At 60.6% G+C, this 13073-nt stretch carries 11 protein-coding genes; 2 read left to right on the top strand and 9 right to left on the bottom strand.

Features of this window, described 5'->3' with window-relative positions; translation table 11 throughout:
* Positions 1 to 19: 19 nt before the first annotated feature.
* The 9 genes from araA to CQ019_RS07470 all read right to left on the bottom strand — a co-directional run bounded on the left by araA (position 20) and on the right by CQ019_RS07470 (position 10985).
* A complete protein-coding gene (araA, locus tag CQ019_RS07510) occupies positions 20 to 1531 on the bottom strand; it encodes an L-arabinose isomerase (RefSeq protein ID WP_105553992.1) in 1512 nt (503 codons plus the stop codon).
* A gap of 41 nt (positions 1532 to 1572) precedes the next feature.
* On the bottom strand, positions 1573 to 2289 hold the full coding sequence (locus CQ019_RS07505) for an L-ribulose-5-phosphate 4-epimerase (RefSeq protein WP_105553993.1): 717 nt from the start codon (positions 2287 to 2289) through the stop codon (positions 1573 to 1575).
* 32 nt (positions 2290 to 2321) lie between these two features.
* Positions 2322 to 3935, bottom strand: coding sequence for an FGGY-family carbohydrate kinase (locus CQ019_RS07500; protein WP_105553994.1), 1614 nt, complete (start codon positions 3933 to 3935; stop codon positions 2322 to 2324).
* 174 nt (positions 3936 to 4109) lie between these two features.
* Positions 4110 to 5171 (bottom strand): LacI family DNA-binding transcriptional regulator, encoded by a 1062-nt coding sequence (locus CQ019_RS07495; protein ID WP_105553995.1) that lies wholly within the window; start codon positions 5169 to 5171, stop codon positions 4110 to 4112.
* 329 nt (positions 5172 to 5500) lie between these two features.
* On the bottom strand, positions 5501 to 6394 hold the full coding sequence (locus CQ019_RS07490) for an ATP-binding cassette domain-containing protein (protein WP_096282994.1): 894 nt from the start codon (positions 6392 to 6394) through the stop codon (positions 5501 to 5503).
* An 18-nt stretch (positions 6395 to 6412) separates the two neighbouring features.
* Positions 6413 to 7477 (bottom strand): ABC transporter permease, encoded by a 1065-nt coding sequence (locus CQ019_RS07485; RefSeq protein ID WP_096282761.1) that lies wholly within the window; start codon positions 7475 to 7477, stop codon positions 6413 to 6415.
* Between the two features lie 74 nt (positions 7478 to 7551).
* Entirely contained in the window at positions 7552 to 8547 is a 996-nt protein-coding gene (locus CQ019_RS07480) for a substrate-binding domain-containing protein (protein ID WP_105553996.1), read from the bottom strand.
* A 210-nt stretch (positions 8548 to 8757) separates the two neighbouring features.
* A complete protein-coding gene (locus CQ019_RS07475; protein WP_105553997.1) occupies positions 8758 to 9771 on the bottom strand; it encodes a LacI family DNA-binding transcriptional regulator in 1014 nt (337 codons plus the stop codon).
* 5 nt (positions 9772 to 9776) lie between these two features.
* The gene (locus CQ019_RS07470; RefSeq protein ID WP_105554125.1) at positions 9777 to 10985 is read right to left on the bottom strand and encodes a Gfo/Idh/MocA family protein; all 1209 of its coding nucleotides are present in this window, start codon (positions 10983 to 10985) and stop codon (positions 9777 to 9779) included.
* Between the two features lie 360 nt (positions 10986 to 11345).
* Between CQ019_RS07470 and CQ019_RS07465 the strand changes: the two genes are divergently transcribed.
* A complete protein-coding gene (locus CQ019_RS07465; RefSeq protein ID WP_096282766.1) occupies positions 11346 to 12086 on the top strand; it encodes a GntR family transcriptional regulator in 741 nt (246 codons plus the stop codon).
* Positions 12087 to 12118: 32 nt separating this feature from the next.
* Positions 12119 to 13021 (top strand): 5-deoxy-glucuronate isomerase, encoded by a 903-nt coding sequence (gene iolB / locus CQ019_RS07460; RefSeq protein WP_105569357.1) that lies wholly within the window; start codon positions 12119 to 12121, stop codon positions 13019 to 13021.
* The last annotated feature ends 52 nt before the right edge of the window (positions 13022 to 13073 follow it).

Raw genomic sequence — 13073 nt, 5'->3', positions numbered from 1 at the left:
ACCTAAGGTCCCTGTGCGCCTACAGGCCTTGAGCCAAGCGGTAGTACGCCTGGTTCAGCCGCACCTGTTCGGCAAAGCCGCGGCGCGTGGTGCTCTCGTCGATCACCAGCAGCTCGGTGCCGGCGATTTCGGCGAACACCTCGAAGGCCTCGATTCCGGCGGCCGTGGACATGACCGTATGGTGGGCTCCGCCGGCGGTCAGCCAGGACTCCGCCGAGGTGGAGAAGTCAGGTCGCGGCTGCCACACGGCACGCGCCACCGGAAGGTTCGGCAGTTCCTGCGGCGGGGTCACCACGTCAACCACGTTTGCGGTCAAGCGGAAACGCTCGCGCATATCGGCCATCGAAACCACCACGGCGCCGGTGGTAGCCGCGGCGTTGAACACCATGCGCACCGGGTCCTCGCGTCCCCCAATGCCCAGCGGATGGATTTCGATACGCGGCTTGTCGGTGGTCAGCGACGGGCAGACCTCGAGCATGTGGGCGCCGAGGATCAGCTCCTTGCCCGGGGCCAGGTCATAGGTGTAGTCCTCCATCAGCGAAGCGCCACCGGGCAGCCCGGCGCCCATCACCTTCGCGGCACGCACCAGCACCGCGGTCTTCCAGTCGCCTTCGGCGCCGAAGCCGTAGCCCTTGCCCATCAGCCGCTGGACCGCGAGGCCCGGCAGCTGCTTGAGCCCGCCGAGGTCCTCGAAATTAGTGGTGAAAGCCCAAGCGCCCAGCGCGCGCAGGAACGACTCGATGGCCAATTCCTGGCGTGCGGCGTAGCGCAGCGACTCGTGGCGGACTCCGCCGGCGCGCAACTCCGCGGCGACATCGTATTCACGCTCGTATTCGGCCACCAGTTCATCCACATCGCCTTCGGCAACCGCTTCTACGGCTTCGACCAAGTCGTTGACCGCCCAGGTGTTGACCGAGACGCCAAAGCGCAGTTCGGCCTCGGTTTTGTCCCCTTCGGTGACCGCGACGTTGCGCATATTGTCTCCGAAGCGGACCAGCTTCATCGACTGGGTGGCATTCCAGCCGGCGGCACCGCGAACCCAGGTGCCCACGCGTCCGGCAACCGCCGGATTGGAAACGTGGCCGACCACGGTAGTGCGGGTGGCCCCGATCCGGGTGGCCAGATAGGCGTATTCACGGTCGCCGTGGGCGGCCTGGTTCAGGTTCATGAAGTCGAAGTCGATGGTGTCCCACGGCAGCTCGACATTCGCCTGGGTGTGCAGGTGCAGCAACGGCTTGGCCAGTGCCTTCAACCCGGAGATCCACATCTTGGCCGGGCTGAACGTGTGCATCCAGGTGATTACGCCCAGCACGTTGTCATTCGAGTTCGCCTCCAGCATGGCCCGGCGGATCGATTCCGCGTCCTTGAGCACCGGCTTCCAGATGACCTTCGCCGGGACCTGCTCGGATCCGTCCAGAGCCTCGGCGACCTCGCGCGATTGCTCGGCGACCTGTCGCAGGGTTTCGTCGCCATACAGGTCCTGGCTTCCGGTGAAGAACCAGATTTCCTTGGATTCATATGCCTTGCTCATGGTGTCCTTTCGGATTGAAGTTTTTGGCCGCCAGCGAGCGGCTATTGTCCGTAAACGTTTTGGTAGCGCGCGTAGAGCGCGTCAATATCTTCGCCTCGCATCGGCAGTGGATCACCGAGCTGGCGGGCAATATGGACGGTGCGGGCGACTTCCTCGCACATCACCGCGGCCTTAACCGCCGCACGGGCATCATTGCCGATGGTGAAGGGGCCATGGTTTTGCATCAGCACGGCCGGGCTGCGCGATTCACGCAAAGTTTGGACGATGCCACGGCCGATGGAATCATCTCCAATGATCGCGAACGGGCCCACCGGGATTGGCCCACCGAACTCGTCGGCCATCATGGTCAGCACGCAGGGGATTTCCTCGCCGCGCGCGGCCCAGGCGGTGGCGTAGGTCGAGTGGGTGTGCACCACTCCCCCCACGTGGGGCATGTGCTGGTAGGTGTAGGCATGCGCCGCGGTATCCGAAGACGGAGCGCGCGTACCCTCCAACAGCTCACCGTCCAGCGTGCAGACCACCATGGATTCGGCCGTCAGCTCATCATAGGAGACCCCCGAGGGTTTGATCACGAACAGGTCCGCGCTGCCGTCGGGCACCTCAGGGTTCCGCACGCGCTGCGAGACATTGCCGGCGGTCCAGACGACCAGCTCATAACGAGGCAGTTCTCCGTGCAGGGCCGCGACGACCTCACGGACTCGGGCAACTTCTTGGCGCATGGCGTTCGGGTAGCTGGCTAAAGTTTGAGCATGGCTCATCGGTTTCTCCTAAGTGCCGGGATGAAGGTGTTCTAGATGGCCGTGATGGCCGCGCGTTCGATGTCCAGACCGGCCTGATAGGCGCGCAGGTATTGTGCGTATCCGGCCACGTCCTGCTGCTGCGGGGCCAGTTCCTGCAATTTGGCGTTCGCGAAAACCTGCGAATCCAGATATTCCGCGAGGCTGGCCGCCGAGTTCGTCGCGACCCGGTGCCGGTAGGCTGCCAACACCGCAATTCCCCAGGCACCGCCATGTTCCGCGGTGCTGCCTACCGATACCGGGACATTAAGCGCCGCCGCCAGGAGCCGCTGCGCTGCCTGCGCGGTCCGGAAGATGCCGCCATGGGCGAACAGCTTATGGATTTTCACGCCCTCGCCGGCAAGGATTTCCATGCCCAAGCTCAGCGTGGCGAATACCGAATACACCTGAGTGCGCATCAGATTCGCAAGGTTAAACGTTGAATCCGGGGTGCGTACCAGCAGTGGGCGCCCCTCGGGCAGCCCGGTCACCGGTTCTCCAGACAGGTAGTTATAGGCGAGCAGTCCACCGCCGTCCGCTGCACCGTCCAGTGCCGCGGCAAGCAGCGTCTGGTAGACCTGATCCGTGGAGGTTTCATGTCCTAGCCCCTGGGCAAACTGGCCGAAAAGCGCGGCCCAGCTGGCTAGTTCACTGGCACCGTTATTGCAGTGCACCATGGCCACCGGATCTCCGGTGGGAGTGGTGACGATGTCAATTTCGGGGTGCACTTCACGCAACGGGGCATCGAGGACAACCATCGCAAAGATGGAGGTTCCCACCGAGACGTTCGCGGTGCGTTGCGCTACGGAGTTGGTAGCAACCATTCCGGTGCCTGCGTCCCCTTCCGGCGGGCAGCAGATCGCTCCCGGCTGCAGCTGCCCGGTGGGGTCAAGCAAAAGTGCTCCGGCCTCAGTCAGGCTACCGGCCTCGGTTCCAGCGGCAAGGACCTCCGGCAAGAGCTGCTCCAGCGAACCTGCAACTCCCAATGGCTTCGCCAACCGGTCAAAAGTCTCTATAAAAGCCTTGTCGTAACCGAGGTCGGCGCTGTCCAGTGGGAACATTCCCGAGGCGTCACCAGCACCGAGCACCCGGCGCCCGGTGAGCTGATGATGGATGAACCCGGCCAAGGTATTCAAGCTTGAGACCGCGCCTACGTGTTCTTCGTGATCCAGCAGCGCCTGATAGTAGTGCGCAACCGACCAACGCAGTGGGATGTTGTAGCCAAAGGCCTCGCTGAGCTGATTGGAGGCCTGTTCGGTCGAGGTATTGCGCCAGGTGCGGAAGGGAACTAGCAGTTCATCGTATTTATCAAAGGCGAGGTAGCCGTGCATCATCGCCGAGACGCCAATGGCCGCAAAGGCAGTGGGGCGCACTCCATATTGGTGCTGGGTATCAACCAGCAGATCCGCAAAGCAGCTCTGCAGACCCGCAATCATTGCTTCGCGGGAATAGGTCCAGCGTCGATCCACGAACTGGTTTTCCCACCCGTGGTTGCCGGTGGCGAGTTGCTCGTGGTTGGGACCGATGAGACTAGCCTTGATATTCGTTGAACCAAATTCGATCCCCAGAACTGCCTGCCCCGAACCAATCACCTCGGGCGCGGACAAACCTGCTTGCTGGCCAGTCATGGATTCTCCGTCCTCGCACCCGCACGGCAGGTGGCTATCGTTGCGTCGCCGCACCGCTGTTCTTCGGAAGAAGAGATCACAGGGTTCGGTCGGAACATTTACATTATGTTAGCGCTAACAAAATGCGATGCGCAACACATGACGAAGATTAGCTACCTGTCGATTGGGCTGAACTCAGTTTCGCGGTGGTGGGGCGGTACTGGCTCGGACGACCATGGTGGGCGCGATCATGCGCGGCTCCTGCAGCCCTCGTTCGCCACCGAGCAACTCGGTTAGCGCGGCGCGACCCACGTCGGCAAAGGGCTGGCGCACCGTGGTGAGCTTCGGGATGTAGAACTCGGCGATCTGCAGGTCATCAAAGCCAACCACCGATACGTCCTCCGGCACGCTCAGGCCGGCCTCCCAGAATGCCCGCAGCAGTCCGATGGCCAAATAGTCGTTGGAGGCAAAGACGGCGGTTATTTCCCCGGCCTTCACCCGAGGCGCGAGGCTGACCCCCGCGGCATAACCGCTGGGGGCCAGCCAGGATTCCGCCGGGAACTCCACCGCGTCATTGCCTGCTGCGGCCATGGCTTCACGCCAACCGATATTCCGCTCCGTGGCATCAAACCAACCGGATGGGCCTGAAACATGGACGATCTTTCGGTGCCCCAAGGAGAGCAAATGCTCCGTCGCCTGTCGGGCGCCGTCGCGCTGATCGACATAAACGTAGTGCACCGGATCCCCCGCCGGAACATCGGTCCGTGCGGCTACTACCACCACCGGCACTTTCAGCTTCAGGTCGTCAATCGCGGCGGTGACCTTGTCATGCGGGGCGACCACCACCACGCCGTCCACGCTCTGGTCGGTGAGGTGGTTCAGGGCCGTGACCGCACCGCCAAAGTCATAACTATCCATGGAGGTCATGGTGACAAAATATCCCTGTGCGCGAGCAGCGGCTTCCACCGCGAGCACGGTGGACTGCGGCCCAAAGAATTCGCTGCCGATGGTCAGGATGCCGATGGTGCGCGTCTGCGCCGTGGCCAGGGCGCGCGCGGCAAGATTGCGCCGATAACCGAGCTCCTTGATGGCCTCCAGCACTCGCACTCGCGTGCCTTCGCGGACATTTGGGTGATCATTCAATACGCGCGACACGGTTTGGTGGGAGACCCCGGCGACGGCTGCCACGTCCGCCATCGAGGGCGGTCGATCCGATGCGTTGCCATCTTCAGGCTTGAATGTATTCACATCCGTCATTATTGCAAACACTAACCCGCGGGCCGGAGCAGCCTCTCTGAACTCGGATCGACTGGAGCATCGAAATTTATATTCTATGATAGGAATATATGTTCCGTGAAGGAATCAGACCTAGGTTTCATCTGGTTCAATGCTTCATTCTCGCAACTCCAGCATCTTCAGTTTCTTGACTCGTAATGGTTGAGACATTTAGTCAAATATGCCTTTCCCGGTCCCCCTGTACAGAACCAGAAGTACTCGAGGCACGCATTAAAAGGCGTCGGCAAGAGCACAAGGTGGTGGCCACTTCAAGACCGAAGTGGCCACCACCTTGGCAAATTGGCTCGCAACTATCGAGCAACCTGAGGTCCAGCACCTGCCTCGGCTTCGGCCAACTCCTCGTCGTGGCCACCGAGCTGTTCCAGCTCATGTGCCAGCTCGGCCAGTTCAGCACCGCCGGCCATCTGGGCGGTCAACTCTTCCACGGTAATTTCCGATTTGGAATAGTAGCCAATAGCGCGGCCACGCTTGAGCAGCAGGAATGAGTCGCCGACCGGATAGGCGTGGTGCGGGTTATGCGTAATGAAGATGACCCCCAGCCCGCGGTCCCTGGCCTGGAGAATGTAGCGCAGCACCACACCAGACTGCTTAACACCCAGAGCAGCCGTGGGCTCGTCCAAGATCAGCACCTTCGCACCGAAATACACGGCTCTGGCGATGGCCACGCACTGTCGTTCGCCACCGGAAAGCTGCCCGATGGGCTGTTCCACATCACGCAGATCGATACCCATATCGGCCAGTTCCTGCTTGGTGATCTGCTTCATCCGCTGCACATCAAGCTTTTTGAAGGGACCTACGCCGGTAGTCAGTTCCGAGCCAAGGAAGAAGTTGCGCCAGATGGGCATCAGCGGGACGACCGCCAAATCCTGATATACCGCGGCGATCCCAGCATCCAAGGCGACTCGCGGGCTCTTGAGCTTGATGGCTGACCCGTGAAGCGTGAACTCGCCCTCATCATGCTGGTGCAGACCGGCGATGATCTTGATCAACGTGGACTTGCCCGCACCATTATCGCCCAGTACGCAGGTGACCCTTCCCGGATCGACTTCCATGTCAACACCGCGCAACGCGATAATGCTTCCGTAGTGCTTGCCTACACCTTTGAGCGTGAGCAGGTTGTCATTGGTCTTGGGTTCGAGCTTCTGCAGCAGCTCTTCGGCCTTCTTGTTCTTTCGAGTTTTCATGTTCATGTCCTTGGCTTCCTATTTACTGGATTCCGCGCGCTTCTTCACGACGATGTTCACAACCGTGGCCAGCAGCAGCATCAAGCCCAGGAAGAACTTGAACCAGTCCGGGTTCCACTCTGCGTACACAATGCCCTTGTTTGCCATGCCGAATATGAATGCCCCGATGGCCCCGCCAATGGCTGATCCGTAACCACCAGTGAGCAGGCAGCCGCCGATCACCGCAGCAATGATGTAGAGGAATTCATTGCCGATGCCTTCGCCTGACTGCACGGAGTCGAAGGCGAACAGGTTGTGCATGCCCAGTACCCAGCCACAGAATCCGACGGCCATGAAAAGCCCGATTTTGGTGCGGACCACGGGGACGCCGACGGCGCGGGCGGCTTTCTCGTCCCCGCCAATGGCGAAGATCCAGTTGCCAATCTTTGTTTGCAGCAAGACCCACGAAGCGATGATCACCAAGGCTAGCCAAATGAACACGGTGATCTTGACGTCGATCCCACCGATATTCACCGAAGAGGCGAAAACCGCCTTGGCGCTCTGGAATCCTTCCATGTCTGCAATGGATGGCGAGGACACCGATCCGCCAATGGCGCGCGTCAGGCCCAGATTCAGGCCCGTGAGCATCAAGAAACTGGCCAGCGTCACGATGAAGGATGGCAGTTTGGTCTTGATCAGGATGATTCCATTGATGAACCCGATCAGCAGTGAGACGACCAGAGCCAGGGCGATGCCGACCCAGACGTTGAGCCCGAAGTACCAGCTGATCAACGACGCGCTGAGTGCCGAGGAAATCACTGCCACACCTGTGGACAGGTCGAACTCGCCACCGATCATCAGCAAGGACACTCCAACGGCCATAATGCCGATGGTTGAAGCGCCGTAGAGGACGGTGGCCAAGGACGCGGGACTCAAGAAGACCGGTGCAACGATGGCGAAGAAGATGAACAGGGCGACGGCGCCCACGAGGGCACCGATCTCCGGACGTCCCAGGAGAATTGACAGCGTGCTTTTCTTGCCAACGCGTTCGTCTTGGGTGAGGGATGGTTTCTTATGCGTGGGTGAGGCTGTTGTTGAAGACATGAGTTTTCCTCCATGTCCTGGCTGCGCGCCGGCTCGCCGCTACCGGCAGGCTCGGCGCGCACCGAGGATCGTTGCTAGCGGACGCCTTCTTCGGCGAAACTGGTGATCTTTTCGGCCACGGTCTTGTCAACGATGGCCGGGCCGGTCAGAGTCGCCTGTCCACCGCCGATCGTGAAGCCACCGCGGTGGTTCTGCCACAGCGCATCAACTGCCATGTAGCCCTGCAACCATGGCTGCTGGTCAACGGTGAACAGCACGTTGCCCTTGGTGATTTCTTGGACTAGTTGCGAGTTCATGTCGAAGGAGGCTACCTCGACCTTTGAGTTGGCCGTAGCCTTGGCTTTGATCAGCGTCATGGTAAATGGCGCGCCCAGCCCGATGATTGCATCGGCTTGCTTGTCCGCTTGGAGCTTGGCAGTTGCTGTTGACTCGACCTGGGTCATGTCAGTGCCCTGCACGTAGAGGATTTCGGTGCCTGGGACAACTTTCTTCACGCCGGCGCAGCGGGCTTCAAGGCCAACGTGCCCCTGTTCCTGGATGACGCATATCGGCTTCTTGATGCCCGAATCCTTCAGCTTTTCGCCGGCAGCCTGGCCTGCGAGCTGCTCATTGGACCCGAAGTGGGCGAACGCGCCGATGTCCTTAAAGCGGTCTTCGCCGGCGTTCAGGCTGACGATGGGAATTCCTGCGTCCGTGGCCTTTTTCAGCGCTCCGGCCATGGCGTCCGGCTTAGCCAGGGTTACGGCAATGCCGTCCACTCCCTGGTCAATGGCCTGCTCAATCAGCTGGGATTGGCGCCCGCCATCGGGGTCGCTCAAGTACTGCAGGTCAACGTTGTCCTTGGCCGCAGCTTCTTCGGCACCCTTGCGGATGATGTCCCAGAAGGTATCCCCCGGAGCCGCATGGGTGATCACTGCGACTTTGATGCGATCGGTGGCCGCAACAGCCCCACCGCCCGCACTGCTTTCCGGTTCTGGTGCACGCCCGCCCGTTGATGAGCAAGCCGCCAATCCCAGGGCTGGAATGATGGCGAGTGTGATTGCGAGTTTGCGCCAAGTTGGCTTTCCCATATTCGTTTTCCCCTTCAGGGCTACGTCGACGCACCCCGATAGTCCCCTGGAGCGGGCCGCCTTAACAAGATTTCCGTGACTTGAATCACAAGATGTCTAAAGTCTGCGCGACAAAAAGCGATCCGTCAAGACTTTGTAAAGACATGAGGATGTGAAGACGAGAACTTTGCGACCTTCAACAGGCGAAGCCAGGTGCTGCTTCCTCCTGGTTCAACGGCGCGGAAGGGATGAAGAACGCACGATAAGCCGTGGCGGAATCATCAATTGACGTGCAAATTTTCCGTCCGGATTCCGCATCAACTGGAGAAGCAGCCGCACGCTGCTGCGACCGATGTCTTGCGAATCCGAGTCGACGCTGGTCAACGAGATTCTCCCCAGCGACGATAGAGAAATATTGTCGTAGCCAGTCACCGCCGCAGACAAGCCAGCCTCATCAAGAGCCTGCAGCGCGCCAAATGCGGAAAGATCATTGAAACAGGCCAGCGCTTCAGGCCGTGCCCCCGAGGCCAGCAACCGCACCACGGCTTCATAGCCGGCCTGAACCGTTGGTCCGGCTTCCACCACCTGCACTTGCTGGCGCAACCCATGGCGCAGCATCGCCCGATGATAGGCAGCTTCGCGCACCGCCGAAACCGGCCCAGCGCCACCGGCGATATGGATGATCCGCTCATTCCCGCAGTGAACCAAGTGGTCAATCACCAAGCCAAAGCCCTGCTCATCATCTACTGAAACCGCAGCAGTATTTGATTGCGCCTGACGCCCGCTGCCCACAAATACAGCGGGAGTCTCACCCAACGCGGCTTCGAAGCTGGCTGCATCATCGGCTGATCCAACGACGAGGATTCCACTGACCCGCAAATCGCGCAGGGCCTGCAATTCCGCGGGGCCAACACCCAGACCATCGTGGATCGCGGCCGCACTGAACAGCACGTCACACCCCACTGCTTGCAACTGTTCGCGAACCACTTCCGCGACGGTCAGTACCCAGGGATTATGCAGTTCCCCTAGGACGACACCAATGGCATGCCGGTTCGCGGCAACCAGCGAGCGAGCCGCCAGGTTGGGCTGATAGCCCAACTCGCGGATGGAGTCCTCGACCAGCGAACGCCGCAGCGAACTGACCCTGCTCGGATCCGAGAGCACCAGGGACACCAATGATTTGGAGACCCCGGCCCGCTTGGCGACGTCTCGGATCGTGGGGCGGCGGCGCGGCGAGTCAGGCATGGCGGTCAGTATTGCACAGTCGCAGCGCGCACCGACTCATCCAGCGCCTGCCATGTGCCGCTTGCGGCAGATGTTTCGGCCGCTTCCACCAGTGCGGCCGCGGCCACCGCATCGGCGATGGTGGAGTTCGCTTTCTCGCCACCGCAGACAGCCAGCAGGAACTTCTTAGCCTCGATGGTCTTGAGGTCATCAAAGCCCATCGCATTTCCCGGGCCTGGCTGGAACCGGGAGTATTCGCCATGTTTTGGCGAGCCAATCACCGTCGTGAATCCCTGTTCGTCATTGTCTCGACCGAGCACGACCTCCAGTTCATTCAAGCGTTCAAAATCCCACTTGACCGAACCTTCCGTGCCGTAGATTTCGAGTCGATAGCCGCACTGCGGGCCCACGGCCACTCGGGATGCCTCAATAGTTCCGATCGCGCGGCCCGCCACGCCTTCTGGGCTGAAACGCAGCAACGCGGCGGCGTAGTCCTCATTCTCGACTTCACCTTGCTCGCCGCCTTCGATCAGGTCGAAGTGCGTGCCCTGTCCCATGGACAGTTTCGGCCGGGATGGGATCATGACGTTGGTTGATGCGGAAATGCTCCGGATGGGGCCAACAACATGACTGCATAGATCTGCTGCATGGCTGAATAGGTCAGCGAGCACGCCGCTGCCGGCAAGTTCCCGGTTGAAACGCCACGACAGAGCCGCACGGGGGTCTGCCGCATATCCGGCAAGGAAGCTGGCGCGGACATTGGTGATGGATCCCAACCGGCCCTCGCGCACCAGCTGGCGCGCTCGTTCTATAGCTGGAGCATGGCGGTAGTTGAAGCCGATGGAGGTGACTACGCCGTTGCGGATGGCGGCTTGCTCGATAGCCTGCGTTTCGGCCAGGCTTCGACCAGCGGGCTTTTCGATCCAGAAGTGCTTACCGGCCTCAGCTGCGGCGATCGCCATTTCGGCGTGCAGGAAGTTCGGTGCGCAAATCGAGACGACATCCACTTCGGGATCTGCGAGCACCTGGTGGTAGTCCAGCGTTCCGCGTTCAAAGCCCAGCGCTGAGATCGCGAAGTCGACTCGTGACTGCTCGGTATCTGCGGCTGCGACCAGCCTTGGCTTGATTCCCAACTCTGGATAGACATAGGGCACTGAGCTGTAGGCGCGAGCGTGCAGCTTGCCCATCCAGCCCACCGAGATCAGCCCCACGCCGATGCTGCGCTGTTCGTTCATGATTTTCTCCTGTCTGTGGCGCTTCACGCCGTGATTCCCTGCGGCCGCCGCGGCTTGTCCCAAGTCTTGGACCGTTCCAAAAACCATATGTTCCGCTCGAAGCCTTGGGCAATGAATTCCAACAGATTTTTTGTCAGGACAATTGGACAAACGGACCATATTGTCCAAATTCCCTTGTCGCGATCGCATTTCAGGTCCAAAGCGACGCTTGGCCAAGCGTTTGGCCTTCACCGCTAAGCAGCGAAAAATCCATGGATCGCGAAGATATCCAGCCAAGAGATGCCCAAATCATGAACTTTCATATAGAGTTTGTCCTGTCAAAGCGACATATCCAGACAAGGTCGCCGGCAAGGAGCAACTGTGAGCACACCCCTGAGCATCAAGATCGACCGATCTTCACCGATTCCCCTCTACCACCAGGTAGCGCAAGGCATCGAGGGCGCGATCCGCGACGGTTCGCTGGCCTCGGGCACTCGACTGGAAAATGAGATCGAGCTCGCCCAGCGACTGCGGCTTTCACGCCCCACCATTCGCAAGGCCATGGACGACCTCGTCCAGTCCGGCCTTCTGGTGCGCAAGCGCGGTGTGGGAACGCAGGTTGTTTCCAGCCAGATCCGGCGGCACCTTGAACTATCCAGCCTGAATGATGACCTTGAGCGCGCCGGAAAGAAGCCTTCTACCAGCTTGCTCAGCTTTGAACATATTCCAGCTCCAACGGAGATCCAGGAACTTCTCTCACTGCCCAAGGATGTTTCCGTTTACCACTTCACCCGGCTGCGTTCTGCCAGCGGAAGCCCACTGGCACTGATGGAGAACTGGGTTCGCGACGACATTGTTGAGCTGGATGAAAAGTCCCTGCAAGCACATGGCCTGTACGAGCTTCTGCGTGAAGCAGGGGTCAACTTCCGGCTGGCCCAGCAGCGCATCGGGGCGACCACCGCCGACGATATCCAAGCCAAGGCCTTGGACACGGCGGCAGGTTCGGCCCTGGTGACCATGCAGCGCACTGCCGTGGATGACACCGGGCGCAACGTGGAGACCGGTGCCCACGTATATCGCGCTGATGCCTACAGCTTTGAAATGACCTTGGTGCAACGCTAGGCACCTGGCACCGCCGTCGAAAGGAATGACTGATGACCGATTGGATTTACCCTGCAGGTTCCGCCGCCAACGGAGACTGGAGCATCTCGCTCGGCGCCCATGACTCGACCGCTTCCATCGAGGGCTGGGCCCACACCGGGCTCAAGGTAGCCGAGCTGGCTCCCGGTCAAACAGTCGAACTGGCGGCCACCGCCGAAGAACGCATTGTCGTCCCGCTCAGCGGCGCATCATTCAACGTCGCTATCGCAGGCGAAGAATATGTTCTCAGCGCTCGCGAATCAGTCTTTGCCGGACCAGCCGATGTCCTCTACACCGGCATCAACACAGCGCTGTCCATCAGCTCAGCCGAGGGGGGCCGGGTCGCCGTGGCACTGGCCCCGGCCAAGCAGTCCTACCCAACCCGCCTGATCAAGGCAGAAGAGATTCCGGTGGAGCTGCGCGGAGCAGGAAACTGCTCCCGCCAAGTCCATAACTTCGGCACCCCGGCCGCACTGGAAGCAGACCGTTTCATCGTCTGCGAAGTCATTACTCCGGCGGGCAACTGGTCTTCCTATCCACCGCATAAGCATGATCAGGAGAAGGAAGGCGAGACCAGCCTCGAGGAAATCTATTACTTCGAGACGCAACTAGCCCAGGGCATGCCCGCCGAAGCGGCCACCGATCCCATCGGCTATGCGCGCGTTTATGCCTCGGATGAACGCCCCATTGACGTTAATGCCGAAGTCCGCACCGGGGACGTTGTCTTGGTCCCCTACGGCTGGCATGGTCCAGCCATGGCGGGACCGGGTTATGACCTTTACTATCTGAACGTCATGGCCGGCCCGGGACGCGTGCGCGATTGGCTGATCAGCGATGATCCCCACCATGGCTGGATCCGCCAGACTTGGGATTCGCAGAGCATGGATCCGCGCCTGCCCTTCGGAGCCGGCACGTAGCCACCCGGGTTGCAAAGCCCAGCGGCGGCAGCAGGTTTCCCTGCTGCCGCCG

It is taken from the genome of Arthrobacter sp. MYb229, from assembly GCF_002975405.1.
Taxonomy (GTDB): Bacteria; Actinomycetota; Actinomycetes; order Actinomycetales; family Micrococcaceae; genus Glutamicibacter.
Note: the sequence above shows the minus strand (reverse complement) of the source record. Positions and strands in the feature narration are given on the sequence as shown.